Source organism: Sulfitobacter sp. W027, assembly GCF_025143985.1.
Lineage (GTDB): Bacteria > Pseudomonadota > Alphaproteobacteria > Rhodobacterales > Rhodobacteraceae > Sulfitobacter.
Genome location: NZ_CP083564.1, coordinates 58,671 through 85,327 on the forward strand (window position 1 = coordinate 58,671; position 26,657 = coordinate 85,327).

The window sequence follows — 26,657 nt, forward strand, 5'->3', positions numbered from 1 at the left end:
GGTCAGGGCGCGGCAAAGGGGCGGCGGTTGGCAAGGCTGGGCACCTTGGCGCGGGCCTTGTCACATTCTTCCATGTCCATGTCACAAAAGTAAACGCCGGGGGCCGTTCCGGCATCCAACACCACTTCCCCCCAAGGGGCCACGACCAGCGAATGCCCATAGGTATCGCGGGTTTTGTGTTCGGCACTGGCGTGCGTGCCGGTCTGCGCCGGGGCCAACACATAGCAGCCATTCTCAATCGCTCGCGCCCGCAACAGGCTGTGCCAATGCGCGGCCCCAGTGACCGGAGAGAAGGCCGCAGGCATCGTGAGGATACGCGCGCCCGCCTCTGCAAGCGATTGATAAAGCGAAGGAAAGCGCATGTCATAGCAAACCGACATGCCGATCTTAGCAAATGGAGTCTCAGCCACCACGGCCTTGTCGCCGGGGCAATAACCTGCGGACTCGCGGTAAGTCTCGGTCGCGCTGATATCCACGTCGAACATGTGGATCTTGTCGTAGCGGGCCACGATCTCTCCCTGCGGAGAGATCAGGAAGGACCGGTTGGCAAAGCGCCCGTCGCCGCCCCGCGTCTTGAGCGCGAGTGAGCCGATCAGCAGCCAAATGCCCGCCTTCGCCGCCTCTTCGCGCAACGCGGCGAGGGTGGCGTCATCTTCCTCATGGGCCAGCACGGCTTGTTGGTGGCTACGGCTGGTGCTGACGCAATTCGTCACCTCAGGCGTCAGGACAAACTCCGCCCCGCCCGCCACCGCCTCGCGCAATAAGGCGCGGGTTTCGCTCAGATTGGCGACCGGATCGTCCGAGACGTTGAGTTGCAGCAGCGCGATTTTCATCTGTCTTGCAGCAGCGCGTCGAGCTTGCCCGCACGGTCCAGCGCATAAAGCTCATCACAGCCGCCCACATGGACATCCCCGATGAAAATCTGCGGCACGGTGCGGGCCCCGCCTGCACGCTGGATCATCTCTTGCTTGCGCTCGGGCTCTGACAGCACGTCGACCTCATCAAAGGCCGCGCCCTTTTGAGTCAGCAGACGTTTAGCGGAATGACAAAAGCCGCAGAGCGGCGACGTATAGATTTCGACAGGTTGCATGAAATCACCCTTTGAACAGTTAACGTTGCTCAGTGATCTAGGTCTCTTTGGCCACGCGCGCCAGTGCCAGCACGAAAACTGGCCCGGAACCGGCGGCAAGGCAAGCCTCCGTACAAGCGGTAAGTGTGGCACCGGAGGTAAAGACATCATCCACCAAAATCACCGGTCGCGTGATGATACGGTGCCGCCGTCGCGGATGCACGCGGATCGCCTCTTGCAAAACGTTGAACCGTTCCGCCCGGCCCAACCCATCAAGTGAGGGCGTGCGCCGGACCCGCTGCAACAGGTCCGGGCACCAGCTATGCCCGGTTTCGACCGAGAGTGCTTTGGCCAATAGCCCTGATTGATTGTACCGACGCTTTAGCAAACGCAGCCAATGCAGGGGCACCGGCGCGATCAGTGCGGCATCGGGTAAGATGCCTTGCGCCGCCTGTGCCATCCAGCGTGCCGCCGGGCGAGCGATCTCTTGGCGGTCGCCGTGTTTCAGCGCCAGCACCAACCTGCGCCCCATATCGCGATAAAGCAGCGCCGTGCGGCCCTGCGCCCAAGGGCGCGGCGTGACGAGACAGGCATCACAATGCGGTGAAGCCACATCTCCGCCCCCCGGCAGCGGCACCCCGCAAGCATCGCATACCGTGCCGCCGATAAAGGATGTGTCACGCCAGCACCCACCACAAAGGCCAAAGTCTGCGTCCACCACCCCGCCACAGCCCAGACAGCGCGGCGGGTAAATTAATGAGAGCGCTGTTTGAAGTCTCCGTGGCGGCATTCTATGTGTTCCTCATGACAGCACAGCCCACACTGACCGACCTTAAGGCCCTCACCCATCGCCGCGCCCGCGCGACGGCGCGGGGAATGTTCCTGCAACAGGCGGCAGCCGAAGAGGTTCAGGATCGGGTGAGATTGGTTAAAAAAGCGTTTACCGCACCGGCTATCGTGACAGCTTTCCCGCAGGTCTGGGAGGCCGCCTTTCCCAAGGCAAAGATTGTGCCCGAGGGCGAAGTCTTGGCGCTAGAACCGCAGGCGCATGATCTGGTGATTCACGCTATGGGGTTGCACTGGACGAATGATCCGATCGGCCAGCTGATCCAATGCCGCCGCGCGCTGCGCCCTGATGGGCTGTTGCAAGCCGTGGCACTGGGCGGGCAAACCCTGCATGAATTGCGCGCCTGTTTGGGTCAGGCAGAGGCTGAAGTAACCGGCGGCCTCTCCCCGCGGATCGCACCGATGGGAGAGTTGCGGGATCTTGGCGCGCTGTTGCAACGCGCGGGTCTGGCACTTCCGGTGGCTGATAGCCAGCCACTGACTGTGGAGTACGAAGATGCATGGGCGCTGATGCGCGATCTGCGCGAGATGGGGGAAACCAACGCTTTGCAAGCCCGCCTGCGCCGCCCCACGGGCCGTGCAGTACTCACCCGCGCGGCAGAGCTTTACGCCACGCATTTCACCGCCGCCTCGGGCCGGATCACCGCGACATTCGATATGATCTTCCTCGCCGGGTGGGCACCGGATGAAAGCCAACAAAAACCCCTCCGCCCCGGTTCGGCGCAGCAACGGCTGGCAGATGCGCTGAATAGTCGCGAAGAGCCTCTCCCCGATTGACCCAATCTGCAAAGCGGCTATCTCTGCGCGAACCATATGTGCGAGGAAACCCCATGCAGGCACCCCAGCCCGAGACGGCCCGACCCCAACACGGCCCCAGCGATCACCCCAAAGTCCCGCGTCCCAAGGTTGGTGTCTTGCTCGCTAACCTTGGCACGCCGGACGGCTATGACTATTGGTCGATGCGCCGCTACCTAAGCGAGTTCCTCTCGGACCGCCGAGTGATCGACTACAGCCCATGGAAATGGCAGCCGCTGTTGCAGACGGTGATCCTGACCAAACGCCCCTTCACCAGCGGCGCGGCCTATAAATCCATCTGGAACGAGGCCGAAAACGAAAGCCCGCTGGCAACGATCACCAAGTCGCAGACTGCCGAGATCAAGGCGGCGCTGCAGGCGCGTTACGGCACGGATGTGATGGTCGATTACGCGATGCGCTACGGCAACCCATCGACCCGGTCCAAGGTCGAAGCGATGGTTGCCGCAGGATGCCAGAAGATCCTGTTTTTCCCGCTTTATCCGCAATACGCCGGGGCCACGACCGCGACGGCGAATGACGCTTTCTTTGCCGCGCTGGCCAAAGAGAAATGGCAGCCCGCGTCGCGCACCGTTGCCCCCTATTTCGACCGGCCCGACTATATCGAAGCGCTGGCCCAATCGGTTGAGCGTGCCTATGCCGCGAAGGACAAAAAGCCCGACCTGCTGGTCTGTTCCTACCACGGCCTGCCGCAGCGCTATCTGATGGAGGGCGACCCCTATCATTGCCAATGCCAGAAAACGACGCGCCTGCTGAAGGAGCGTCTGGGCTGGCAAGACAGCGAGATCATGACGACCTTCCAGTCGCAGTTCGGCCCCGAGGAATGGCTGCAACCCTACACGGTCGAAGAAGTCGCCCGTCAGGCCAAAGCGGGCAAGAAAAGTATCGCCGTCTGTGCGCCTGCCTTTTCGGCGGATTGCATCGAAACGCTGGAAGAGATCAACGAAGAGATCAAAGAGAGCTTTGAAGAGGCAGGCGGCGGGGATTTCACCTATATCCCCTGCCTTAACGATGATGACGCGCATATCGAGGCACTAACCACGATCATCAGTGAAAATCTGGCTGGCTGGGTCTAAGCCCGCCTTGGGGTCGCTGTGGCGGCCCCTTTTTCAAAGCCATACGCAGAATACAAAAAAGGCGGTGCATTGCACCGCCTTTTCCGTTTGATCGTCAGTTCCGATTAATCGGAAGCAACAGCTGCGGCAACCAGTGCCAGCAGGATCAGGGGAACCAGGATGCCCGAGGACGAACCTGTTGTTTCTTCCACGATGACCGGTGCTTCGACGATCGGCTCAGCCAGCGAACCAGCAAAAGCAGTCGATGCAGCAGCGGACAGAGCAGCGGCGAGAACGAGTTTCTTCATAACATAACCTCCAGAATAGGCGTGCTGTATCATATACATACACGCGCCCAAGACTTACCTCGTGACTCCGTTCTAAACAGTATCGGCAAAAGTTTGCAAACCCGGAATCAGCTATTGCATCAAGGAATCAGGGGGATGTCGTCAAATAAGCAACACTTGAGTACCGACCTTCGTGAAGGCGAAAAGTTCGGCAATATGTTCGTTATAGAGCCCGATGCAACCATTGGAAGACTTACGACCAATTTTTCTTGTGTCGTGGGTTCCGTGGATGCGGTAATAGGTCCAGCTGAGGTAGAGTGCATGGGAGCCCAAGGGGTTGTCCGGGCCGGGGCCGACATAGGGTGGCCAATCCGGATTGCGCTTGAGCATCGAGGGCGTCGGACGCCAGCTTGGCCCCTCAACCTTCTTGATAATCCGGGTACGGCCACGGCGCGTCAGGTCTTCGGTCAAAGGCACGGAAGAGGGGTAGAGCTTATAGACGCTCTGATCTTCGGACCAGTAATGCACCGCCCGGCTGTCGATATCGACCAGCACCGCCCCATTGCGCGTGTTGCTGAAATAAGGGCGCCAATCCAGCATACGGAAGCTGGAGACATTGCGCTTCACCGATTCATTCAGATCGCGCTCAGTTTCTGTGGTGCCATCAGCGTTAAAAGTAGAAGTGCTTTGCGCCAACGCTGGTGTGGCGAGCATCGCAGCGCTGCCAGCCAGAAAGCCACGGCGGCTCTTAATCGAAAAACGGTGAGCGGTCATGGAGCGTCTCCAAACTGAAATTATGCTAATTAAGGCCACATATATGGCTTGAAAGTCGCAGTTTCAATTGAAACCACGGTCTCCCGGCAGAGTCACGCCTATGTGCGTTTGAACTGCAACGCGCCGCGATGTAAGGCAGAAAAAATTTCATTGCGTGGAGCGCTCATATGATCCGTATCCTGTCCATCCTGCTGGCGCTGACGGTTGCGCTATCTGCTTGTGTCCCTGCCAGCACGACCGGCGGCAAAGCTGGCGGTTCCTACCGCATCAGCCGTTCCGACGCGGGTACAATCCAATTCCGCATGCTCGACTCGGTGAATGCGCTGCGCAGCTCTGCCGGGGTCACGCCCTTGGCACTTGATGCCAAGCTGAATGCCGCCGCCGCTACCCATTCTCGCGATATGTCGGTGCAGAACCGCCCCTGGCACTTCGGCTCTGACGGGTCTTCGCCAATCGATCGTATCCAGCGCGTTGGCTATGCCGGTGGCCTCGTCGGCGAAGTGATTTCGGAAACCTATGAGACCGAGCTTGAAACCCTCGCTGCTTGGATGGAGCAGCCAGACACCCGCCGCATCTTGATGGCACCCGATGGACGCCAGATGGGTTTCTCTTGGTATCAGGAAAACGGTGGCAAGATCTGGTGGACGCTGGTCGTCGGCAACTGATCGTTCATCGCCTAAGCGGTTTATCCGGCCCCTGCGGGGGCCGGTGTCGTTTCTACCTAGCCTTTGTTCAGGGTGTGATCAGGATCGGCGTGCCATCACGGACCATCGCATAGACATCTTCGATCTCTTTGTTGGTGACGGCGATACAGCCCCAGGTCCAATCGTCCTTTTCTTTCTTCCGCGGGTCTTTCTGCCCATGGATAAAGATGTCGCCACCGGGGCTTTTGCCCATGGCGCGGGCGATCTCAATATCCCGCTCATTCGGATAATCGATGCCGACGGAAAGATGGAACCGGCTGTTCGGATTGCGACGGTCGATTCGGTAGAGCCCTTCGGGCGTGCGTCCGTCACCTTCGATGGTCTTATGGCCCACAGGGGCAAAGCCCAGCTTGATCCGGTAATCTTCCAAGACGCGGTTATGATGCAACAACATCATGCGACGTTGGCTTTTGTTCACAACCACATAGGTCACTTCGGGACCATTGTAGCGCTTGAATTTACTGCTGCTGCACGCGCCGAGCGCCACCATAGCGGTGCCGCCAAGTATCATTGTCCTGCGTTTCATCACTGTGCCCTCAAAGTCCCGGCCATTCCGGCCCTTTTCATCCGCGGTACCACGTGGAGGGATTAATTTCATTCAAAAAGAGGTGATGAGTCGAGGCAAATGCAGCCGGTTTGCTTACCCTTCTGGCAGTGTCAGACAGGCGGCAAGCTCCACATGGGACGACCAGCGGAATTGATCCACGACCTGCACCCAATCCAGTCGATACCCTGCTGCCACCATGTTTTGCACATCGCGGGCAAAGCTGATTGGATTGCAGGAGACATAGGCCACGTGCGGCACCTTGGCGCGGATGATCTCGGCCACCTGCGCCTCGGCCCCGGCGCGCGGCGGGTCTAGCACGACAGCATCGATCTTGGCCAGTTCATCCGGCAAGAGCGGACGGCGGAACAGATCGCGGGTCTCAACGGTGAGCGGTTTGGCCCCCTTGGCCCGACGCCAGCCGCCCTCAAGCGCGGCGATCATCTCGGCATCGCCCTCAACTGCATGAACCCGCGCCTTTTGCGCCAGCGGCAAAGCGAAGGTGCCGCAGCCTGCGAACAGGTCCGCCACGGTCTCGGCCTGTCCCACGGCATCCAGGACGGCGTCGCGCAGGGCCGCTTCGCCATGGCGGGTGGCTTGCAAGAACGCGCCCGGCGGGGGCGTGACCGCTGCGCTGCCAAAGTGCTGCGCGGGCGGCGCACGCATCGCGATCACCTCGCCATCCCAAGTCAGCCGTGCCAGCGCCAAAGCTTCACAGGTCTGCGCCAACTGCTGCCGCAGCGGCCCGTCGAGCGGTTTGCCATTGGCGACAGATACATCAAGCCCCTCTTCCGACAGCGTCACGGTCACGGCTAATTCGGCCTTGCGGCTGGTGCCGATCAGCGCCAATTCCTCGGCCACTTTCAGACCGGGCAACAGCGCGGGGTCGACCAACTGACAGCCCGGCACCTCAATCAATACATCAGAGGCGCGGCCATGGAACCCGGCCATCGCGCCCTTTTTCGTGCGCCGCGCGGCAAAGGTGGCCCGGCGGCGCGATTGCGCGGGTGAAGTTTGGATGGGGCGAAACTTAGTCTCCAGCCGATGGGCCGACAATGCGGTACGCACCACATCAACCTTCCACGCCGCCACGAAATCATCCGCCGCATGCTGCAATTGGCAGCCTCCGCAGGATTTGAAGTGCCGGCACGGCGGCGCGACCCGCTGTTCGGAGGGCGTAACGATCCGCACGTCGCGCAATTGCTGGCCCTCGACCTCACCGCTGACGGTTTCCCCCGGCAGGGTCATCGGGACAAAGATCGGACCTTCGGCAATGCCGTCACCGTGGTGGCCAAGGCGCAAGATGTGATGTTCTGTCATAGCCTGCCCATAGCGTGGCAAAGGCCACAGCGAAAGCCTATTCCGCCGCCTTCACATCCAGAAACCCGCCCGACTGCCGCTGCCAATAGCGCGCATAAAGCCCGTCTTGGGCAAGCAGATCAGCATGGCTGCCGATCTCGGCAATGCGGCCCGCGTCCATCACCATGATGCGGTCCATCTCTGTCAAGGTCGACAGGCGGTGCGCGATGGCGAGCACGGTTTTGCCCTCCATAACCCGGTCTAGGGTCTGCTGAATGGCGGCCTCCACCTCGCTATCAAGCGCGCTTGTCGCCTCATCCAGCACCAGAATGGGCGCGTCTTTCAGGATCGCGCGGGCCAAGGCAATGCGCTGCCGCTGCCCACCCGAAAGCTTCACCCCACGCTCCCCCAGATGCGCGTCATAGCCGCGACGGCCTTTGTGATCCTCGAGTTCCTGAATGAATTCATGCGCTTCGGCACGTTCCGCAGCGGCGATGACCTCGGCCTCGGTCGCATCGGGCCGCCCGTAAAGGATGTTGTCCCGCGCGGAGCGGTTGAACATCGCGGTTTCTTGCGTAACCATGCCGATATTACGGCGCAGGCTCTCTTGCGTGACTGTCGTGGTATCCACCCCGTCGATCAATATCTTGCCCTGCTCCGGTTCATAGAGCCGCAATAGCAGCGCCACGAGGGTCGATTTCCCTGCCCCCGAGGCACCAACGATCCCCAGTTTCTCACCCGGTTTGATGGTCAGTGAAATTTGGTCGATCCCACCCGTCTGGCGGCCATAGGCAAAACCGAGGTCACGCAATTCGATCTGCCCTGCCTTCACCACCAACTCCCGCGCATCAGGCCCATCGTCCAACCGCACGCGCGGCGTTAGGGTGCGCATGCCGTCCTCGACCTCTCCAATATTGGAATAGATCGCCATCAGAGTGAAAGACACCCAGCCCGTCATCTGCGCAATACGGATCGCGATGGCACCGGAGGCCACGATATCCCCCTCGCTCGCCATACCGCGCTGCCACAGCAGGATTGTCCCGCCCATTAGCAAGACCGGCAAAAGCCCCGCAAGGCTCATCAGCGCCAAACGGAACCCGGCGGCGAGATAGCCAAACTCCAGCGCCCGGGCACGAAAGCTTTGCATCGCGGAAAGCGCCGCGCGGTCTTCGTGATCGGCATGGGCAAAGAGTTTCACCGTTTTAATATTGGTGATCGTATCCACCACCTGCCCCGACACCAACGCCCGCGCCCCGGCACGGCCCGCCGCCCGCTTGCGCACGCGCGGCAAGAACCAGTTGATCAGCGCCAGATACATCACCAGCCAGACCGAAAATCCAAGTGCCACGCGCCAGTCAATCGCCAAGAGCAGCGCAACCGACCCGACGAGAGAGGCCAGCGCAAAAGCCACCACGTTGATCACCTCGGCCGCCACATCTGTCACTGCCCGCGCGGCCTGCATCTGCTTTTGCGCGATGCGTCCGGCAAAATCATCGTCAAAGAAATTGACGTTCTGTCCCAGCGTCCAACGGTGCAGACGGGACAGCACCAGCGGGTTCACATTGGGCTGCACCATGATCGCGTTCGACGCCGAGGACAGGCCGAACAGCACGGGCCGTGCCACAAGAAAGAACGCGACTGCGCCCAGCACCAGCACCAGACTGCTGCCTTCGAAGAACCGCTCTGGCCCCGCGCTGACCGTAGCGTCGATGACCTTGCCCAATATCCACGCCGTGCCCGCTTCCATCGCGCCAGCGGCGGCGGAAAGGAGCGCGGCAAGCCAAAGCACCGGCCAAGCGCCCGACAGGCACCAGCGCATGAAAGCCCCCAGCGTTTGCGGCGGCGGGCCATCGGCGGGGTGAAACGGGTTGATCCAGTTCGAAATGCTCACGTCTTGTCATCCAATGCGAGAAAACCGCCCGACTGACGGTGCCAGAAGGCTGCATATAGGCCAGCTTTCTGCAAAAGCGCGTCATGGGTGCCTTCTTCGACGATACGTCCCTGATCCAGAACCAGAATTCGGTCCATCTCGGCAATTGTGGACAGCCGGTGTGCGATGGCGATGACGGTCTTGCCAGCCATCATGCCATAGAGCGTTTCTTGAATCACCGCCTCCACCTCACTGTCAAGCGCGCTGGTCGCCTCATCCAGCAACAAGATCGGCGCATCCTTCAGGATCACTCGGGCGAGCGTAATCCGCTGACGCTGCCCGCCGGAGAGTTTTACACCCCGTTCGCCGACACGGGCATCATAGCCCGAGCGTCCCTCCGGATCTGTCAGATCAAGAATGAACTCATGCGCCTGAGCCTGTTTCGCCGCCGCAATCATCTCGGCCTCGCTGGCATCGGGGCGGCCGTAGAGGATATTCTCGCGCACCGAACGATGAAGCAGCGAGGAATCCTGCTGCACTACGCCGATGTGCCGCCGCAGACTGTCTTGCCGGACTTGTGAAATGTCCTGCCCGTCGATCCGGATCTGCCCCGCTTCGGCATCATAGAACCGCAGCATCAGCTTCACGAGGGTCGATTTCCCGGCTCCGGAACGGCCAACAAGGCCAATCTTCTCGCCCGGTTGTACAGTGATATTGATGCCTTGGATCCCGCCGCTCTCGCGCCCGTAGTGGTGGCTTAGATCTGCCATCTCGATCTGCCCGTCCGTCAACTTCAGCGACGGCGCATCGCGTCGGTCGGTCAAGGCAAGGGGCTGGGCAATGGTTTCCATCCCCTCGGCCACGACACCCAACTCGCGGAAAAAGCTCGATAGTGCCCACATGATCCAGCCGGTCATGGAGTTCAGCCGCAACGCCAGCGCTGCGGCAGCGGCAACAACGCCGACACTCGCCTCTCCGCCCATCCAGAGCACCAACGCCCAGCCTACGACACCGACGATCAACATGCCGTTCAACAGGGTCAGCATCACATCCATGATGGTGAAAATGCGCATCTCGCCTTGGAAAGTACGCCGTGCCTCTTCAATCGCCTCTCCGGCAAAATCGACCTCAAGGTCATGATGCGCGAACATCTTGACCGAGTGGATATTCGTATAAGCATCCACGACACGCCCGGTCACTTGCGAGCGCGCATCCGACGCCGCTTTTGAGGCTGGGCCGACCCGTTTGATCGTCCAGGCCACCAAGCCGCCGTAGAGCACAAACCAGCCCAAAAGCGGCACTAACAAACGTATATCGGAGGTAGAAAGCAGGATCGCCGCGCCGATCATATAGGCCAGCGAGTAAGAGATCGCATCGAAGACCTGAAACACCACCTCCCCCGCCGCAGGGGGTGTTTGCATGATGCGATTGGCAATACGCCCGGCGAAATCATTCTCGAACCAACCGACCGACTGCCGCAAGACATGTCGATGCGCCCGCCAACGGATCAGGGTGCCAAAGTTCGGCAGGATGGCGTTATTCAGCAGCATCACGTCGAGGGCTTGCACCAAGGGTCGTAGGAACAGCACCGCGAGGGCGACAAGGATCAATTCGGTCCCGTAGTCCTCCCACATCTGCGCAGGGTCGCTGCCCAACAGGTCGACGATACGGCCCATGTAGTAGATCAGCCCAATTTCAATCGCAGCCACAAGGATCGCCATCATCCCGGCGAGGACGAAGACCTTTTTAAAGGGCTGTGCATAATCCCGCAAAAAGGGCCAAAGCCCCTGCGGCGGGTGATCCTTTTCGCGATAGGCAACATAGGGATCTACGAGGTTTTCGAAAAATCGGAACATGGGGAGGCCTTGGAAATAAACGTGCAAAATGATCGGCGATGCCCAATGGCAAAGCCGCAGAGGGGGCTAAAGGTTATGCCAGCTTAGCTGAACCAGATCCCGCGGTACATTTTGCACATCTCCCTTGTAATACAGCTTGAATAGCTGAAATCGGCCTCAATGTCGACTAGCTTGCCCCCGACAGGAGTTCCGTGCGGGACAGAGAGAAATCGGAAGCGATCCAAATTTGCTCTAACCGAGCAATCTCACACCCCAACTCCGGGCCTTTAAGCTTCGGCATCAGATCCTTGGCCGTCACGGGAAACCGCGCGGAAGCGGCACGATCTATAGTCTCTAATACAGCGCTTTCGGGAGATTTTTCGGCCAAACAGGCCCGCAGCAATGCAGCGCCGCGCGCCACTTCAACTCCATGACGATAAGCCAGTTCTGGGAGGGGTGGCCCCGCAAACCCCTGTTCTTGAAATAGCGCAAGACGTTTGGCTTCGACCCTGCTTAGCCGCAGACGGCCAGCCAATCCCTCTCCGCCCAGCGCAGCCAGACGCACCAGCCAATCCGGAGCCAGCTCCAGCGCCTGCTCGAAATGGACCAGCATGGATATCCAGCGGTTATCGCTCCCGGGCAAGAGCACCGGCAAAACTCCGGTCTGGCGCATCAACGCCAATGCAGGCGCGGGATCAGGAGCGCGGAGCAGCTTTTTAAATTCTTGGCCCACGCGCTCTGCCGAAAGAGTCTTTAGCCCGTCCAAATTTGATGAGATCGCGTCCAGCGCATCAGGTTCCGGCCCTGTCTCTGGGTCGCCATACCACGCCATGAAACGAAAATAGCGCAGGGTACGCAGATAATCTTCGCGAATGCGCTGCCCCGCGTCTTCGATGAAACGCAGGCGTTTTGCGCGAAGGTCAGGCAGCCCACCCAGCGGGTCAAGCACTTGGCCGTCCGGCGTGGCGTAAAGCGCATTCATCGTAAAATCGCGGCGCCGCGCGTCCTCGGTGATATCGGTCGAGAAAGCCACAACCGCCCGGCGGCCATCGGTTTCGACATCGCGGCGAAAGGTGGTGATCTCAAACGGTTTGCCGCCCGACACAAGCGTTACCGTGCCATGGTCGATCCCTGTCGGCACGGCCTTGACCCCGGCGGCCTTGGCCAGCGCCATTACCGTTTCAGGTGTCGCATCGGTGGAGAGGTCCACATCACTATCCGGCAGGCCCAGCAGCGCGTCGCGCACGCAACCGCCGACAAAATAGATACGGTGCCCGCCGTCCTGCACCACGCGGCAGACCCGCTGTGCGTCTTCGTCCTGTAACCAGCGCGTCGAAGCTGGAATCATCTGTTCATTCGCGTCGCCCATGCCCGCAACATACGCGCGGTCGCGCCCCAGATGTAATAGGGGCCGTAGGGCACGGCGTAATAATACCGCCGCTGGCCGCGCCAACGCCGGGAATGGACAAGGTAGTTGCTGGGGTTCAGCACATGGTCGAGAGGGACGCGAAACACCTCCTCAACCTCTCCGGGCTCTGGCACCACGGTGAATTCACTTGTCACATAGCCGATCACAGGCGTCACGCTGAAACCAGTCACCGTCTCATGAGCGGGCAACACGCCCAAGACATCTACGATCTCGCTCGGCAGGCCAATTTCTTCGCGGGCTTCGCGCAGGGCGGCGGCGATAACATCCGCATCGCCGCCGTCTTGTTTGCCCCCCGGAAAGGCTATCTGTCCGGGGTGATGTTTCAACGCCGAAGAGCGTTTGGTCAGGATCAGTTCCAATCGCGCGCCCGTATCAATCACCGGCGCGAGCACGCCTGCAGGCCGCAGGCTACGCCCCTCGGGCAAGGTGACCTCCGGGTTCAGGTCAAAATCAGAGGATTCCACCCCCGTCTGCGCGAGCGCCTCGCGGAAAGACTGGAACCGATCGCTCACCTTAGGCCTTGGCGTCGAAACCGACCGTCACCGGGTCGAGGTCATAATGTGCGCCGCAGAATTGGCAATCGGCGGTCACCCGGCCCTCGTTCGTCGTCATTTTCTCAATGTCGCGGGCCGAGTAGATCGAAAGGCTTTGGCGCACGCGGTCTTCGGAGCAAGTACAGCCAAAACGCACCGGCTGTGCATCGTAGACCCGTGGTTGTTCCTCGTGAAACAATCGCAGCAGCAGGTCGGTCGGGGGCACGCTGGGGCCGATCAACTCCAACTCTTCAACCGTGCCGAGCAGGATGTTCACGCGGTTCCAGTTCTCGGCCTCATCGCCTTCGACCAAGTCGTCAGCCTTGAGAACATCGCCAGTCCCCTCGCCCGATGCCGCCAGTGAGGAGGCTTTGGGCATATGTTGCAACATGATTCCGCCAGCGCGCCAGTGCTCCGGCTCATCCGGACCGGACGATTTGCCAAAGCTTAGCGAGAAACGCGTCGGCAACTGTTCGGACTGGGCAAAATAGGCCTCGGCACAGGCGGCCAATGACCCACCGGCCAGCGGCGTGATGCCCTGATAGGGGGTCATACCTTTGCCTTGGTCGATCATGATCGCAAAATACCCTTCGCCAACCTGCTCGAAAGGAGCCTCATCCGTCAGCCTGTCCGCGTCATAGCTCGCATAGGCGCGAATACGTGCAGGCTCGCCTTCCTTTTCGGGGCCGTAGTAATCGGTGGCGATCATCCGAACGGCGCCTTTAGACTGCACCTGCAGCGACAATTTCCAGCGCAGCTTGATCGTTTGACCGATCAACGCGGTCAGCAAAGCCATTTCGGCCACCAGAGCTTCAACCTGCGGCGGGTAGTCGTGCTGCTTCAAGATGCCTTCCAACACGCCATCAAGCCGCGCCACGCGGCCGCGCATGTCGACATCATCTAGCTGAAAGGGCAGAACGGTATCGTCCCACGCGATTTTAGTTCCTTGGGTCATCGGGTTTCCTTATCGGGGGCCGCTTGGCATACCGCGTCTATATAGGCGCAGCAACCCATGGAAAAAGGGGCAGCAGATGATCCGACGTACAGGCCAGACACCACAGCCCGGCCAAACCTACATTCCACGCCCCGGCGTCTATGCCATTCTGCCGCTGCAACGCCGCTTCCTGATGACGCTTGAAATGGCCGAAGACACCGAAGTGCAACTGCCCGGGGGCGGCATTGAGACTGGTGAATCCCCACTTCAAGCGCTTCACCGCGAGGTGTTGGAGGAAACCGGCTGGCGCATCGCCCGTCCGCGTCGGCTCGGCGCATTCCGCCGCTTTACCTATATGAAGGACTACAACCTCTGGGCGCAGAAAATCTGCCATATCTACGTCGCCCACCCCGTGTGCCAGATTGCCGAACCGACAGAACAACACCATGCCACGCTGGTGCTATCGGCCGATGAAGCATTGGCGACCCTCGCGAATGAGGGCGATCGGCTGTTTCTGCAACGCTACCTTCGCTAGGCATCGCCCAGATACTCCAGTAATATCCCCGACACATCATCGGGGAAATCGCGTCTGCCAGCAAATTCAGACAGCTTCCAGACAAGCGCGCTTAGCAACGCCGGGCCGCTAAAACGGCGCAATTCGCCCAGCATCCGCGCCAGCCCGTCTTCGCCTAACATATCGCCACCAGGGTCGGGGCATTCTGTCACGCCGTCCGACAGGATCAACAACCGGTCCCCCGGCGCCATCTGCAGCTTATACTGCTCAAACTCCACCCCAGCGAGCAACCCGACGGGAAAGCCCCCGGTCCCCGCCTGTTCCACCACGCCATCGCTGCGCAGCAAGGCCGGATGAGGGTGCCCGGCCTGCGCGACAGTCACCTCGCCCGTCGTGAGATCGGCGATTGCCAGCATCAGGGTAAAATAATGCTCAGTATCCATCTCATTAAGGACAAGATCGTTCAGTTCTTCAATCACCTCTCCCGGAGGGCGGGCCGCATAGCTGCCCCCGGGCAAAAGCGTAAGCGCAAGGTTCTGATCCGGTGTCGTGGCTGAAAGATATCCCGCCAACCGCGCCGTCATCAGGGCCGAGCTGATGCCATGGCCTGAAACATCCAGCCCAAAAAGCCCCACTACCCCCGGCCGTACGGGAAAATATCCGACCAGATCACCACCTACATGCCCGGCAGAGCGCAACATCATCGACAGGTTGCCACCCGGCATGGCACGATAGCGCTCGCGCAGCAGCGATTGCTGCAATTTCTTGGCCTCAATTAAGTCCTTATCGATCAGCGCATGCACCTGTTGCAATACATCCAGCGTCTCAGTGATCAGCCGGTTCTTCTGCGTCAATTCGCGCTGCATGGCCAAAATACGCTCCCCCGCCATGATCCGGGCGCGCAGCTCCGGCTCACTCACCGGCTGGATCAGGAAATCATCCGCGCCCGCGTCCAGCCCCCGCGCCACCTCTTCCTTCTCGTGTTTGGCGGTCAGCAGAATAAAATAGCCGTATTGCTCCTCTGAAAGCGCCCGAAAAGCGCGGCAAAAGTCGATCCCGGACATCCCCGGCATAATCCAGCTGCAAAGCACAAGGTCCGGCAATCGGGTCTCGCAAAGCGTTAAAGCCACTTCGCCCGACGGGGCAGACATCACCTCATATCCCCAGCGCTGTAGGGAGGCAGACAACAGACCCAACTGCACTTCATCGTCATCCACCACCAGTACCAGCGGTGCCACAGCACGCGTCGCTGCCGCCGGTGATAGGCTGGGAATATCCAATTTCATGCGACACGATCCTGACAGGCCCTTCGATCTAACCTTCAATGGCCTAACAGAAGGTGAATCGCGTTAAGCAACCTTTTGTTAGATCTTTCGCTGCAGGCTCATGAAAAGGAGGTTCGCAGAAATGCTAGCAACCGGCATCGCAAAAGCGCTCAAACGTCCTGCTTACAGAACGAACTGCGCCAGCGTTTCGTCGTTGGTAATATCCGTATATGTGAAACCCGACTGGCCCAATTGCTCTAAGAACGGTTTAAAGTTCTCAGGCCGACGCGTCTCAATCCCAATGAGGACCGAGCCGAAATTCCGCGCGGACTTTTTGAGGTACTCGAACCGACAGATGTCATCCTCTGGGCCAAGCAGCATCAGAAACTCTTTCAGCGCTCCGGGCCGTTGCGGCAAGCGCAGAATAAAGTACTTCTTTACCCCAGAATAGCGCTGCGCACGCTCCTTGACCTCGGGCAGACGCTCGAAATCGAAATTGCCTCCCGACGCCACACAGACCACCGTCTTACCCGCGATCTGGTCCGCCACCTCGCCCAGCGCATCAATCGACAGCGCGCCCGCAGGCTCCAACACGATGCCCTCAACGTTCAACATCTCGTTGATCGTCACGCAAATCCGATCCTCCGGCAGATGCACCACATCCGCCGGGTTCATCCCCCGCAAACGCTCAAAGGGCCGGGCCCCAATCTTTGCCACCGCCGCCCCATCGACGAAGTTATCAATCGGAGAGACATCAACCGGGGCCCCTGCCTCCAACGCCCGGGCAAGGCTCGGCGCACCGGCAGGTTCAACGAATGTATAATCACAGGTATCGCCAAAATAACTGACCACCCCTGAAGACAGGCCGCCGCCGCCCACCGGCAAGATCACCCGGTCCGGAACCCGCCCCAATTGTTCGGCAATCTCAACGGCAACAGATGCCTGCCCTTCAATCACATCCTCGTCGTCAAAGGGCGACAGGAAATGCGCGCCCTCATCCCGGCAAAAATTCTGCGCAGCGGCAAGCGTGGCATCAAAATAATCCCCCACCAACCGGATCTCGACGTTATCGCCGCCAAAGATACGGGTCTTCTGCACCTTCTGCTGCGGTGTCGTCACCGGCATGAAAATCACCCCCCGCACGCCGAAATGGCTGCATGCAAAAGCCACCCCCTGCGCATGATTTCCTGCCGAGGCACAGACAAACACCCCCTGCCCCGGGATCACCTTGCGCATCGCATTGAAGGCTCCGCGCAGCTTGTAAGAGCGCACCGGGCTTAAATCCTCGCGCTTCAACCAGATGTCCGCGCCAAAGCGTTCCGACAGATGCTCATTGCGCAGCAGCGGCGTGGCCGGAAACAACACCCGCAACGCCTCTGCCGCCGCCTGTGCTTTCTGTGCAAAATCATCCGCCATCTGTGCTCTCCTTGCTGCCATTCGTCGATAGGCGCGCGGCCCGCAGAGGTCAACGCAGGCTTCAATCTTGCCCGCGCCCGCGAAAACCGCTACCTCGCAGGGCGAACCTGAAAGGAACCCGTCATGTCCGCGCCCAAGAAAGTCGTGCTTGCCTATTCCGGCGGCCTCGATACCTCGATCATCCTGAAATGGCTGCAAACCGAATACGGCTGCGAGGTGGTGACCTTCACCGCCGACCTCGGCCAAGGCGAAGAGCTGGAACCGGCCCGCAAGAAAGCCGAGATGATGGGCATCGCGCCCGAGAATATCTACATCGAGGACGTGCGCGAGGAATTTGTCCGCGATTTCGTCTTCCCGATGTTCCGCGCCAACGCGGTCTATGAGGGTCTCTACCTCTTGGGCACCTCTATCGCCCGCCCGCTCATCTCCAAGCGCCTCGTGGAGATCGCCGAGGAAACCGGCGCTGACGCCGTGGCCCATGGCGCCACCGGCAAGGGCAATGACCAGGTCCGGTTCGAGCTCGCCGCCTACGCGCTCAACCCCGACATCAAGGTCATCGCCCCTTGGCGCGAATGGGACCTGTCGAGCCGCACCAAGCTTCTGGCCTTCGCCGAGCAGAACCAGATCCCGATCGCGAAGGACAAACGCGGCGAAGCCCCCTTCTCGGTCGACGCCAACCTGCTGCACACCTCCTCCGAAGGCAAAGTGCTCGAAGACCCCGCCGTCGACGCGCCCGACTACGTCTACCAACGGACCGTGAACCCCGAGGATGCGCCCGATACGCCCGAATACGTCGAGATCGGCTTCGAACGCGGTGATGCGGTTAGCATCAACGGCGAAGCGATGTCGCCCGCCACGATCCTCACCAAACTCAACGAGCTTGGCGGCAAACACGGCTGCGGCCGCCTCGATCTGGTCGAGGGCCGCTTCGTCGGCATGAAGTCCCGCGGCATCTACGAGACCCCCGGCGGCACCCTCCTGCTGGAAGCGCACCGCGCCATCGAATCCATCACGCTCGACCGCGGCGCGATGCACCTCAAAGACGAGCTGATGCCAAAATACGCCGAACTGATCTACAACGGCTTCTGGTACAGCCCCGAACGCACTATGCTGCAAGCCGCCATCGACGCGAGCCAAACCCATGTCACCGGCACCGTGCGCTTGAAACTCTACAAGGGACACGTACGCACCGTTGGCCGCTGGTCCGATCACAGTCTCTATTCCGAGGCCCATGTCACCTTTGAGGACGACGCCGGCGCCTATGACCAAAAAGACGCCGCAGGCTTCATCCAACTGAACGCCCTGCGCCTCAAACTCCTCGCCGCCCGCGATAAGCGCACCAAAGGCTGAACTAAGAGGGGACCTAATTCCCCTCTTCATCCTTTCTTAAATACCCGCGGGGGTCCGGGGGCAGCGCCCCCGGCGGTCTGTCCCACGCACAAACGCAAAAGGCCCGGACGTTCCCGCCCGGGCCTTTTTAAATCTGGCTAAAGCCAGATCAATCGGCGGTGACGACCGTCATAACCAGCTCACCGTCCGGCTTAATAGGGCCGTCTTCCTTGGCGCCCAGCGTGTATTCAAAAACGCCGGTTTTCATGCCGCCATCTTCGGAATGCACCATCAGCATCAGCATATCGCCCGATGCCACTTCCTCTTGCAGGATCGCGACAACGTCGGTGTTCTCGCCCGCGCGCAGCGGCGCATAACCCACGACGGGGCCGGGTTTCATGTCGGCGTCGGTGCGGTGCACGACCAACCAGCCATTCTCGCCCGCCATGACTTTGTCAGCGCTGACAACGCCATTCGAGACATCTTGGCCCGACGCTTCGACCATTGCCATGGCATGGGCATCAGCCCAAGCGCCACCGGCTACCATGGACAGCGCAACTACAGTGCTTGCAAATTTTTTCATCTGGTTTTCCCTCCGTTTGAAATGTGCCGGAGTCACGAAGGGGTCGAGAGATAAGTTTCATACCCTTCAGAGATTTTTAAGGCGTCTTGCAAAAAGCTGCTCATAGTAGGGCAAGGCCGCTTCCAGAACCTGCGCATCCGCCCCCTCCAGCACGGGCAAATCCCCCTCTGGACCGGCGAATCCGGTGCTTTGATGGATCGCGCCATACCAATGCGAGGCCCATACCCCATCTTCCGGACGCGGCCCTGCGGGCCAGTGCAGCATGGCGGGATCAAAAGGCAGGTCAATTGCGGCACAAAGTTTGCGCAGCATGCCTTCGGGGTCCGCACGAATATCGCCGCTGTCGATGACCAATCCGCCCAAACGCTGATAGAGCATCAGTTGTCGGTCAAATCCGATATCTGCCAGGTTAGGTGCCTCGCGCTTCTCCGTGTAGCTCGCGATCACCCGCGCCGGATGGCGGATCAGGTGAATGTTCACGCAGTCCTCCGCCCAATCCAGCGGAAACTCTTCGATCATATGCTGCGCCATATGTTTCATATACAGGTGCTGCACACCGTCCTGAACAAAGCCAAGGGGCACCCGCGCAGGGTCTTGTTCTTGCCCCGCCAAAACCGCATCGCGCATCGGATGATCCAGCCCTGTTGCTTTCAGATAGGCCGCATAGAAAGGCTCATCCATCGCGGTAAAGTCCTGGCGCGCCCCGAAACTATACATCATCGCCGTGCTCAGATTTCGTGGCCCAGACCACATCGCAATACGCATGAAAGGTTTCCCCCATTCTCATTGAACCCGGAACGCTAGGAAGATCACGGCATCTCGCCAAGTGGTAAATTGCCTTCACCAGAGCGTGACTTCGCCTGCCCCGGCCTTGCGCTACCTTCGCCGCAGCGGCAACCCTATGCCTGAGGAGGACAACCATGTTCCGAAAATCAATGTTCAAACCTGCGATCTTGACCCTTGCCATCACCTTGGGCCTCGCGGCGCAAAACCGCCCTGCCGCGGCGGCGGGAACCGAAGTGCTGACCGTGGCGGGCGGCTGCTTCTGGTGTGTGGAGGCGGATTTTGAATCCGTCAAAGGCGTGAAAGAGGCCGTCTCGGGCTTTGCCGGAGGCCGCACCAAGAACCCCACCTACAAACAGGTCACCGGCGGCAACACCGGTCATTATGAGGCCGTGCAAATTCAATTCGACCCAGACGTTGTCAGCCGGGACACGCTGTTTGACCTCTTTTTCCGCTCCATCGATCCCACGGATGCGGGCGGTCAATTCTGTGACCGGGGCGAAAGCTATCGCACCGCGATCTTTGCAGGCAGCCCAGCTCAGAAAAACGCGGCAGAAGCGGCCAAGGCCAAGGCACAGGCCGCATTGGGCACCCGGATTGTGACGCCAATCCTTGGCAATGCGACCTTCTATCCCGCCGAAGACTACCACCAAGACTATTACAAAAGCAGCGAGCGGCTGGCTTTTAGCAGTGTGGGCGTGGGCGTGAAAAAATCAGTCGCCTATAAACGCTACCGCAGTGGCTGTGGCCGTGATGCACGTGTTAAACAGCTTTGGGGCAGCGCGGCACCCTTTGTGAAATAACCGCGACACCTATGGCTTAGATGCGAAAATCGTGGTCCCTGATCTCTTTCAGGTCGGGGATCACATCTGCTGTACCATGGCGCGTGACCATCAGCGCACCGGCCCGCATGGCCAGATCGATCGCATGCGGCATGGTCATGCCCCGGTCCAGACCGGCGACCAGATAGCCGGTAAAAGTATCCCCCGCCCCGGTCGTATCTACCACATCGACCTGATAGGCCGGATAGCTTTCAACCCGATGCGCTTTGTTAGAGACCCATTCACAGCCCCCCGCGCCCAATGTGACCACGATGTCATCGACGGGCAGTTGGCGGAGTTCACCCCCCGTCGCGGCGCGAAGCTGTGCTGCTTCAACCTCGTTCAGCACCAACAGGTCAATCCTGTCGAGGATCGCTTTTACCGCCTCTGCGTCAAAGGGGGCGGCTGCATAGGCCAGCCGCAGGCCCAAGGTCTTGGCCGTTTGCGCCGCGAACCGCTGGCCGTTGGTTTCGTTCTGCATCAACAGCCAGTCGCCGGAGGAGGCCTCGCTCAGCGCCGCGCCGATCATCTCATCGGTGATTTCGTGATTGGTGCCGGGGAAGATGACGATGTTGTTCTCGCCCTCAAGATCAACGGCGATATTGGCGTGACCGGTGACCCCCTCCATCAAGGTGATATGCGCCGTCTCGACCCCGTATTCCAAAAGCCTTTCCAGCGCCCAACCGCCATCGGCCCCCAGCGCGCCGACATGCATCACCCGCGTCCCGGCGCGGGCGGCGGCAACCGACATATTGGCCCCCTTACCGCCCAGCCCTTGCCGAAAATCCCGGGCCGAAACGGTCTCTCCCGGCCCCGGCAGATGGGGCAGCAGATAGAAGTTGTCCGCGTTGATAGAGCCGAGATTCCAGATCATCAGCCCACCTTGCAGGCCGCGAGAATGGCCATGTTGAGGATGTCATTCGCGGTGGAGTTCGAGGAACAAATCTGGATCGACTTATCGAGACCGGTCAAAATCGGCCCGATCACCGTCGCCCCCGCCATTTCCTGCATCAGCTTGACCGAGATACTGGCCGAATGTCGCGCCGGCACCACGAGGATGTTGGCAGGCCCCGTCAGCCGTGAGAACGGGTAGTTCGCTTGGCTCGCCGCGTTCAGCGCCACGTCGACGGTCATCTCGCCCTCGTATTCGAAATCGACGCCGCGCTGGTCAAGCACTTCAGGCGCGAGGTGCATCTTTTCGGCGCGCTCCGAGACGGGGTAGCCAAAGGTCGAGAAACTGACAAAGGCCACCCGCGGCTCTAGCCCCAGATGTCGCGCTACGCGGGCACCGCTTTCAGCAATATTAGCCAGATCGTTTTCGTCAGGCCATTCGTGCACCAGCGTATCGGCAATAAAGACGATCCGCCCCTTATGCAGCAGCGCCGTGATGCCCGCTGCACCGGCTTCGGCATTGGCCTCAAAGACATGGTTCAACCGTTCCAAAACATGCGCCGATTTGCGCGTGGCCCCGGTGACCAGACCGTCGCCATGCCCATGCGCCAGCATCAGCGCCGCGAAGACGTGGCGATCACGCGAGGCGAGGCGGTGGATGTCTTTGCGGTCAAACCCTTTGCGCTGCAGACGGCCATAAAGGAAATCTTTGTATGTTTCCAAATGCTGCGTATTGGCAGCGTTCACCACCTCCAACTCGCGCACTGCATCTTCCATGCCGCTGGCTTCCAGCTTGGCGCGCACGTCGTCCTCGCGCCCCACGACCAAGGCTTTCCCCAGTCCGGCGCGCTGGTACATGACCGCCGCGCGCAGCACCTTTGGATCATCGCCTTCGGCGAAGATCATCCGTGCTTGGTTCGCCCGAGCCCGCGCATTGATGCCGCGCAGAATGCTGGCAGTCGGGTCCATCCGCGATTTCAGACCCAATTCATAGGCGTCCATGTCGATGATCGGACGGCGCGCGGCCCCGGTGTCCATTCCCGCTTTTGCCACGGCAGGTGGGATCCGGTGGATCAAGCGCGGGTCGAAAGGCGTCGGGATGATGTAATCGCGACCGAAGGTCAGGGTCTTGCCATAGGCCAGTGCAACCTCGTCCGGCACATCCTCACGTGCCAATTGGGCCAAGGCGTGCGCACAGGCGATCTTCATCTCGTCGTTGATGGCGCGGGCGTGAATATCCAGCGCCCCGCGGAAGAGATAGGGGAAGCCCAGCACGTTGTTGACTTGGTTCGGGTAGTCCGAACGCCCAGTGGCGACGATGGCATCCATCCGAACCTCATGCGCCTCTTCGGGCGTGATCTCGGGGTCGGGGTTCGCCATGGCAAAGATCACCGGGTTATCGGCCATAGAGGCCACCATGTCCGGCGTCACAGCCCCCTTGACCGAAACGCCAAGGAAGACATCCGCACCCTTCATCGCCTCTGCGAGGCTGCGCAGCTCGGTATTGGCAGCGTGGGCCGATTTCCACTGGTTCATACCCTCGGAACGGCCTTGATAGATCACGCCCTTGGTGTCGCACATGATGCAGTTGTCGTGTTTCGCGCCCATGGCCTTAAGCAGTTCCAGACAGGCGATCCCAGCAGCACCCGCGCCATTCAGCACGATCCGCACGTCCTCGATCTTTTTGCCCGACAGGTGCAGCGCGTTGATCAGACCCGCTGCGCAGATCACCGCCGTGCCGTGTTGATCGTCATGAAAGACGGGAATATCCATCTCTTCCTTGAGCCGCTGCTCAATGATGAAACACTCAGGCGCCTTGATATCCTCGAGGTTGATCCCGCCAAAGGTCGGACCCATCAATTTGCAGGCATTGATAAAGGCTTCGGTGTCTTCGGTATCAAGCTCAATATCGATAGAGTTCACATCGGCAAAGCGTTTGAACAGCACCGCCTTGCCCTCCATCACCGGCTTGGAGGCCAGTGCGCCCAAGTTCCCCAGCCCCAGCACCGCCGTCCCGTTGGAGATCACGGCGACCAGATTGCCCTTGTTGGTATAGTCATAAGCCGTTTCGGGGTTCGCCGCGATCGCCTCACAGGGGACTGCCACACCGGGGGAATAGGCAAGGCTGAGGTCCCGCTGGGTGGTCATTGGCACGGTGGCCGAGATCTCGAACTTGCCGGGCGTCGGTTCGAGGTGAAAGGCAAGCGCCTCTTCAGAGGTGATACGGTTCTTTCTCGTCACGACATTACCCTTTTTCTGCTTTAAGAACTTCTTAGCCACGATCAGAGTTCAGCACAACGCGTGCCCCACGTCAGGCCAAATCGCTCGATAAAGACCGCCCAAGGCGCTGCACCCCCCTTTCGCTGCGCCGGGGGGTTTTGTAGGGTCCGCGCTGCAACAGGGGGCAGCCGTGCAGACAGAAAAAGTAACGCCAATGATGGCGCAATATCTCGAGCTTAAAGCGGACCACGCGGATGCGCTGCTGTTCTACCGCATGGGCGACTTTTATGAGATGTTCTTTGACGATGCCGTTGCCGCCGCCGAAGCGCTCGACATTGCGCTGACCAAACGCGGCAAGCATCAGGGCAAAGACATCGCCATGTGCGGCGTGCCGGTCCATGCTGCCGAGGGCTATCTGCTGACCCTGATCCGCAAAGGGTTTCGGGTGGCTGTCTGCGAACAGATGGAAAGCCCGGCGGAGGCCAAGAAGCGCGGTTATAAATCGGTCGTGAAACGCGATGTGGTGCGGCTGGTCACACCCGGTACGCTGACCGAAGAGAGCCTGTTGGAAGCGCGCCGCCATAACTACCTCGCCGCCTTTGCCGAGGTGCGGGATGCTTGCGCGATGGCCTGGGTCGATATCTCTACCGGTGCGTTTCACGTGATGCCACTGGCGCAGGTGCGTCTTGGGCCAGAACTCGCGCGGCTGTCGCCGTCTGAGTTGATCGTATCCGAAGCGAAAGAGAGCGAATTGCACGAGGTCGTCTCTGATTTCGGGATCGCGCTGACCGGCTTGGCCCGCTCAGCCTTTGACAGCACCAGTGCGGAAAAGCGGGTCTGTGACCTTTTCGATATCGCGACATTGGAAGCATTCGGCACCTTCACCCGCGCCGAGGTCTCCGCGATGGGAGCGGTAATAGAATACCTCACTATTACACAACGTGGCAATCTACCCCTTCTGCGCCCCCCACAGAAAGAGGCCGAAGCCCGTACCGTTCAGATCGATGCGGCGACCCGACGCAATCTGGAATTGACACATTCGCTTAACGGCGGTCGCGCCGGGTCATTGCTGTCGATCATGGACAATACCGCGACGGCCGGGGGCGCGCGGCTGTTGGAGCGGCGGATCTCAAGCCCCTCTCGGGTGGTCGATGTGGTCACCGCCCGCGCCGATGCGGTGAGCTTTGCCTATGACAATGCCCGCATGGCACAGGACATCCGGCAACGGCTGCGCAATGTGCCAGATCTCGACCGGGCGCTCTCGCGCCTGTCGTTGGACCGGGGCGGCCCGCGCGACCTTGCCGCAATCCGCAACGGGTTGATCGAAGCGGAGGCCTTGCATCAGACCCTAACCCAACAGGATCTGCCGGAATTACTAAGTGAGGCCGCCGAAGGGCTACAGGGTCATGGCGACCTCATTGACCTGTTGGATCACGCCTTGGTTGCCGAACCACCCCTGATGGTACGCGACGGCGGCTTTATCGCACCCGGCTATGACGCTGACCTCGACGCCGCGCGAGAACTGCGACACGAAGGGCGCGGCGTGATCGCGGGCATGCAGCAGCAATTCGTCTCTGACACGGGGATTTCGTCGCTGAAGATCAAGCATAACAACGTCCTGGGCTATTTCATCGAATGCACCGCCACCCATGCGGAAAGGATGCTTTCGCCGCCCCTGTCGGAAACATTCATCCACCGTCAGACAACGGCGAACCAGGTGCGCTTTACCACCGTCGAACTGTCTGAGTTGGAGACCAAAATCCTCAACGCCGGCAATCATGCGCAGGAGATCGAGAAACGTCTCTACGAGAACTTACGGAGTGCGATTTTGGACCATGCGGCAGAGATTGGCCAAGCCTCCGCCGGTCTGGCCGAGGTAGATCTGGCCGCAGGCTTGGCCGATCTTGCCCGCAGCGAAAACTGGGCCCGCCCTCGCGTCGACATGAGCCGCGCCTTCGAGATCGAAGGCGGGCGGCATCCGGTCGTGGAACGCGCATTAGCGCAACAATCCGGCGAGCCTTTCATCGCCAATGACTGCGACCTTAGCGCTGATGGCGAGGCGGCGAACATCTGGCTTCTGACCGGCCCTAACATGGCAGGTAAATCGACCTTCCTGCGACAGAATGCACTTATCGCGCTGATGGCGCAGATGGGCAGCTTTGTGCCCGCAAGCTCGGCCCATATCGGCATCGTAAGCCAGCTTTTCAGCCGCGTCGGCGCTTCGGACGATCTGGCGCGGGGCCGCTCGACCTTTATGGTTGAAATGGTCGAAACCGCGGCGATCTTGAACCAGGCCGACGACCGCGCGCTGGTGATCCTTGATGAGATTGGGCGCGGCACAGCCACCTATGACGGCTTGTCAATTGCATGGGCCACGCTGGAACATCTGCATGACGTGAACCGCGCTCGCGCGCTTTTTGCCACCCATTACCACGAAATGACGGCGCTGGCAGGCAAGCTGCCCGGCGTCGATAACGCCACGGTGGCGGTTAAGGAATGGGAGGGCGAGGTCGTCTTCCTCCACGAGGTGCGCAAAGGGGCGGCGGATCGGTCTTACGGGGTGCAGGTCGCGCAACTGGCGGGCTTGCCCGCATCGGTAATCGCCCGCGCCCGCGTGGTTCTGGAAGCCTTGGAAAAAGGCGAACGCGAGGGCGGCGCGACGCAAAAGACCCTGATCGACGATCTACCGCTTTTCGCTGTCAGCCCGACCCCACAGCCAAAGCCTGCAAAAACCTCGGCGGTCGAGGAAAAGCTGAAAGAGATCATCCCTGATGAAATCTCCCCTCGTGAAGCGCTTGAACTGATCTACAAACTAAAAGAGGCGGCCAAATCCTGACCGCCTC

At 60.3% G+C, this 26,657-nt stretch carries 25 protein-coding genes; 7 read left to right on the forward strand and 18 right to left on the reverse strand.

Features of this window, described 5'->3' with window-relative positions; all coding sequences use genetic code 11:
• Positions 1–2 precede the first annotated feature (2 nt).
• From K3759_RS00255 to K3759_RS00265, 3 genes are read right to left on the reverse strand one after another with little or no spacing between them, the layout of a single operon-like run.
• Positions 3–833 carry a carbon-nitrogen hydrolase family protein gene (locus K3759_RS00255; protein ID WP_259983521.1) on the reverse strand — a complete coding sequence of 277 codons (831 nt, stop codon included), beginning with the start codon at positions 831–833 and terminating at the stop codon, positions 3–5.
• Positions 830–1,090 carry a glutaredoxin 3 gene (gene grxC / locus K3759_RS00260; protein WP_067627897.1) on the reverse strand — a complete coding sequence of 87 codons (261 nt, stop codon included), beginning with the start codon at positions 1,088–1,090 and terminating at the stop codon, positions 830–832. Before grxC ends, K3759_RS00255 begins: the two co-directional genes overlap by 4 nt.
• Before the next feature lie 37 nt (positions 1,091–1,127).
• Positions 1,128–1,859 carry a ComF family protein gene (locus K3759_RS00265; protein ID WP_259983523.1) on the reverse strand — a complete coding sequence of 244 codons (732 nt, stop codon included), beginning with the start codon at positions 1,857–1,859 and terminating at the stop codon, positions 1,128–1,130.
• Here K3759_RS00265 and K3759_RS00270 point away from each other — a divergent pair.
• Both K3759_RS00270 and hemH read left to right on the forward strand, forming a co-directional pair.
• Positions 1,826–2,692, forward strand: a complete 867-nt coding sequence (locus K3759_RS00270; RefSeq protein ID WP_259983525.1) for an SAM-dependent methyltransferase — start codon at positions 1,826–1,828, stop codon at positions 2,690–2,692. The two genes, K3759_RS00265 and K3759_RS00270, sit on opposite strands and share 34 nt — an antisense overlap.
• Before the next feature lie 53 nt (positions 2,693–2,745).
• The gene (hemH, locus tag K3759_RS00275) at positions 2,746–3,804 is read left to right on the forward strand and encodes a ferrochelatase (RefSeq protein WP_259983527.1); all 1,059 of its coding nucleotides are present in this window, start codon (positions 2,746–2,748) and stop codon (positions 3,802–3,804) included.
• Between the two features lie 104 nt (positions 3,805–3,908).
• On the opposite strand, the gene K3759_RS00280 is transcribed toward hemH, so the two are convergent.
• On the reverse strand, positions 3,909–4,091 hold the full coding sequence (locus tag K3759_RS00280; protein WP_067261136.1) for a hypothetical protein: 183 nt from the start codon (positions 4,089–4,091) through the stop codon (positions 3,909–3,911).
• A 141-nt stretch (positions 4,092–4,232) separates the two neighbouring features.
• Positions 4,233–4,844 (reverse strand): L,D-transpeptidase, encoded by a 612-nt coding sequence (locus K3759_RS00285; protein ID WP_259983529.1) that lies wholly within the window; start codon positions 4,842–4,844, stop codon positions 4,233–4,235.
• A gap of 167 nt (positions 4,845–5,011) precedes the next feature.
• Here K3759_RS00285 and K3759_RS00290 point away from each other — a divergent pair, with 167 nt between their 5' ends.
• Positions 5,012–5,509, forward strand: coding sequence for a CAP domain-containing protein (locus tag K3759_RS00290; RefSeq protein ID WP_259983530.1), 498 nt, complete (start codon positions 5,012–5,014; stop codon positions 5,507–5,509).
• Between the two features lie 67 nt (positions 5,510–5,576).
• Here K3759_RS00290 and K3759_RS00295 read toward each other — a convergent pair whose 3' ends face one another.
• From K3759_RS00295 to K3759_RS00325, 7 genes are all read right to left on the reverse strand, one after another.
• Positions 5,577–6,074 (reverse strand): murein L,D-transpeptidase family protein, encoded by a 498-nt coding sequence (locus K3759_RS00295; protein ID WP_259983532.1) that lies wholly within the window; start codon positions 6,072–6,074, stop codon positions 5,577–5,579.
• Positions 6,075–6,188: 114 nt separating this feature from the next.
• Positions 6,189–7,412, reverse strand: a complete 1,224-nt coding sequence (locus tag K3759_RS00300) for a class I SAM-dependent RNA methyltransferase (protein WP_259983534.1) — start codon at positions 7,410–7,412, stop codon at positions 6,189–6,191.
• 37 nt (positions 7,413–7,449) lie between these two features.
• Positions 7,450–9,282: an ABC transporter ATP-binding protein gene (locus tag K3759_RS00305; RefSeq protein WP_259983537.1), complete on the reverse strand. Its 1,833-nt coding sequence runs from the start codon at positions 9,280–9,282 to the stop codon at positions 7,450–7,452.
• Complete coding sequence (locus tag K3759_RS00310; RefSeq protein WP_259983538.1) at positions 9,279–11,117, reverse strand: ABC transporter ATP-binding protein; 1,839 nt, start codon at positions 11,115–11,117, stop codon at positions 9,279–9,281. The genes K3759_RS00305 and K3759_RS00310 overlap by 4 nt, the downstream gene beginning before the upstream one ends.
• Positions 11,118–11,283: 166 nt before the next feature.
• The gene (locus tag K3759_RS00315; protein ID WP_259983539.1) at positions 11,284–12,465 is read right to left on the reverse strand and encodes a CCA tRNA nucleotidyltransferase; all 1,182 of its coding nucleotides are present in this window, start codon (positions 12,463–12,465) and stop codon (positions 11,284–11,286) included.
• On the reverse strand, positions 12,441–13,037 hold the full coding sequence (locus tag K3759_RS00320) for a CoA pyrophosphatase (protein ID WP_259983541.1): 597 nt from the start codon (positions 13,035–13,037) through the stop codon (positions 12,441–12,443). Before K3759_RS00320 ends, K3759_RS00315 begins: the two co-directional genes overlap by 25 nt.
• A 1-nt stretch (position 13,038) precedes the next feature.
• On the reverse strand, positions 13,039–14,013 hold the full coding sequence (locus tag K3759_RS00325) for an Hsp33 family molecular chaperone HslO (protein WP_259983543.1): 975 nt from the start codon (positions 14,011–14,013) through the stop codon (positions 13,039–13,041).
• 76 nt (positions 14,014–14,089) lie between these two features.
• Here K3759_RS00325 and K3759_RS00330 point away from each other — a divergent pair, with 76 nt between their 5' ends.
• A complete protein-coding gene (locus tag K3759_RS00330) occupies positions 14,090–14,527 on the forward strand; it encodes an NUDIX hydrolase (RefSeq protein WP_259983544.1) in 438 nt (145 codons plus the stop codon).
• On the opposite strand, the gene K3759_RS00335 is transcribed toward K3759_RS00330, so the two are convergent.
• Positions 14,524–15,792 (reverse strand): PP2C family protein-serine/threonine phosphatase, encoded by a 1,269-nt coding sequence (locus K3759_RS00335; RefSeq protein WP_259983545.1) that lies wholly within the window; start codon positions 15,790–15,792, stop codon positions 14,524–14,526. The two genes, K3759_RS00330 and K3759_RS00335, sit on opposite strands and share 4 nt — an antisense overlap.
• A 162-nt stretch (positions 15,793–15,954) precedes the next feature.
• Positions 15,955–17,187, reverse strand: a complete 1,233-nt coding sequence (gene ilvA, locus K3759_RS00340; protein ID WP_259983547.1) for a threonine ammonia-lyase IlvA — start codon at positions 17,185–17,187, stop codon at positions 15,955–15,957.
• Positions 17,188–17,310: 123 nt separating this feature from the next.
• Here ilvA and K3759_RS00345 point away from each other — a divergent pair, with 123 nt between their 5' ends.
• Positions 17,311–18,537 carry an argininosuccinate synthase gene (locus K3759_RS00345; RefSeq protein ID WP_259983549.1) on the forward strand — a complete coding sequence of 409 codons (1,227 nt, stop codon included), beginning with the start codon at positions 17,311–17,313 and terminating at the stop codon, positions 18,535–18,537.
• 148 nt (positions 18,538–18,685) lie between these two features.
• On the opposite strand, the gene K3759_RS00350 is transcribed toward K3759_RS00345, so the two are convergent.
• Both K3759_RS00350 and K3759_RS00355 read right to left on the reverse strand, forming a co-directional pair.
• Complete coding sequence (locus K3759_RS00350) at positions 18,686–19,099, reverse strand: hypothetical protein (protein WP_259983551.1); 414 nt, start codon at positions 19,097–19,099, stop codon at positions 18,686–18,688.
• Positions 19,100–19,165: 66 nt separating this feature from the next.
• Complete coding sequence (locus K3759_RS00355) at positions 19,166–19,864, reverse strand: sulfotransferase (RefSeq protein ID WP_259983553.1); 699 nt, start codon at positions 19,862–19,864, stop codon at positions 19,166–19,168.
• Between the two features lie 155 nt (positions 19,865–20,019).
• On the opposite strand from K3759_RS00355, the gene msrA reads away from it, so the two are divergent.
• Positions 20,020–20,685, forward strand: coding sequence for a peptide-methionine (S)-S-oxide reductase MsrA (gene msrA, locus K3759_RS00360; RefSeq protein ID WP_259983554.1), 666 nt, complete (start codon positions 20,020–20,022; stop codon positions 20,683–20,685).
• A gap of 16 nt (positions 20,686–20,701) precedes the next feature.
• Here the strand turns inward: msrA and K3759_RS00365 are convergent, their stop codons facing one another.
• The gene (locus tag K3759_RS00365; RefSeq protein WP_259983556.1) at positions 20,702–21,577 is read right to left on the reverse strand and encodes a ribokinase; all 876 of its coding nucleotides are present in this window, start codon (positions 21,575–21,577) and stop codon (positions 20,702–20,704) included.
• Entirely contained in the window at positions 21,577–23,835 is a 2,259-nt protein-coding gene (locus K3759_RS00370; protein WP_259983558.1) for an NADP-dependent malic enzyme, read from the reverse strand. Before K3759_RS00370 ends, K3759_RS00365 begins: the two co-directional genes overlap by 1 nt.
• A 193-nt stretch (positions 23,836–24,028) precedes the next feature.
• On the opposite strand from K3759_RS00370, the gene mutS reads away from it, so the two are divergent.
• On the forward strand, positions 24,029–26,650 hold the full coding sequence (gene mutS, locus K3759_RS00375) for a DNA mismatch repair protein MutS (RefSeq protein ID WP_259985680.1): 2,622 nt from the start codon (positions 24,029–24,031) through the stop codon (positions 26,648–26,650).
• The last annotated feature ends 7 nt before the right edge of the window (positions 26,651–26,657 follow it).

Coding starts and splice junctions, on each gene's coding strand:
- K3759_RS00290 (WP_259983530.1), top strand. CDS start 5,012: ATGATCCGTATCCTGTCCATCCTGCTGGCGCTGACGGTTGCGCTATCT.
- K3759_RS00255 (WP_259983521.1), bottom strand. CDS start 833: ATGAAAATCGCGCTGCTGCAACTCAACGTCTCGGACGATCCGGTCGCC.
- K3759_RS00295 (WP_259983532.1), bottom strand. CDS start 6,074: ATGAAACGCAGGACAATGATACTTGGCGGCACCGCTATGGTGGCGCTC.
- K3759_RS00270 (WP_259983525.1), top strand. CDS start 1,826: ATGAGAGCGCTGTTTGAAGTCTCCGTGGCGGCATTCTATGTGTTCCTC.
- K3759_RS00310 (WP_259983538.1), bottom strand. CDS start 11,117: ATGTTCCGATTTTTCGAAAACCTCGTAGATCCCTATGTTGCCTATCGC.
- K3759_RS00315 (WP_259983539.1), bottom strand. CDS start 12,465: ATGGGCGACGCGAATGAACAGATGATTCCAGCTTCGACGCGCTGGTTA.
- K3759_RS00265 (WP_259983523.1), bottom strand. CDS start 1,859: ATGCCGCCACGGAGACTTCAAACAGCGCTCTCATTAATTTACCCGCCG.
- K3759_RS00280 (WP_067261136.1), bottom strand. CDS start 4,091: ATGAAGAAACTCGTTCTCGCCGCTGCTCTGTCCGCTGCTGCATCGACT.
- K3759_RS00325 (WP_259983543.1), bottom strand. CDS start 14,013: ATGACCCAAGGAACTAAAATCGCGTGGGACGATACCGTTCTGCCCTTT.
- K3759_RS00300 (WP_259983534.1), bottom strand. CDS start 7,412: ATGACAGAACATCACATCTTGCGCCTTGGCCACCACGGTGACGGCATT.
- K3759_RS00345 (WP_259983549.1), top strand. CDS start 17,311: ATGTCCGCGCCCAAGAAAGTCGTGCTTGCCTATTCCGGCGGCCTCGAT.
- K3759_RS00350 (WP_259983551.1), bottom strand. CDS start 19,099: ATGAAAAAATTTGCAAGCACTGTAGTTGCGCTGTCCATGGTAGCCGGT.
- grxC (WP_067627897.1), bottom strand. CDS start 1,090: ATGCAACCTGTCGAAATCTATACGTCGCCGCTCTGCGGCTTTTGTCAT.
- K3759_RS00330 (WP_259983544.1), top strand. CDS start 14,090: ATGATCCGACGTACAGGCCAGACACCACAGCCCGGCCAAACCTACATT.
- K3759_RS00355 (WP_259983553.1), bottom strand. CDS start 19,864: ATGCGTATTGCGATGTGGTCTGGGCCACGAAATCTGAGCACGGCGATG.
- hemH (WP_259983527.1), top strand. CDS start 2,746: ATGCAGGCACCCCAGCCCGAGACGGCCCGACCCCAACACGGCCCCAGC.
- msrA (WP_259983554.1), top strand. CDS start 20,020: ATGTTCCGAAAATCAATGTTCAAACCTGCGATCTTGACCCTTGCCATC.
- K3759_RS00285 (WP_259983529.1), bottom strand. CDS start 4,844: ATGACCGCTCACCGTTTTTCGATTAAGAGCCGCCGTGGCTTTCTGGCT.
- K3759_RS00365 (WP_259983556.1), bottom strand. CDS start 21,577: ATGATCTGGAATCTCGGCTCTATCAACGCGGACAACTTCTATCTGCTG.
- ilvA (WP_259983547.1), bottom strand. CDS start 17,187: ATGGCGGATGATTTTGCACAGAAAGCACAGGCGGCGGCAGAGGCGTTG.
- K3759_RS00335 (WP_259983545.1), bottom strand. CDS start 15,792: ATGAAATTGGATATTCCCAGCCTATCACCGGCGGCAGCGACGCGTGCT.
- mutS (WP_259985680.1), top strand. CDS start 24,029: ATGATGGCGCAATATCTCGAGCTTAAAGCGGACCACGCGGATGCGCTG.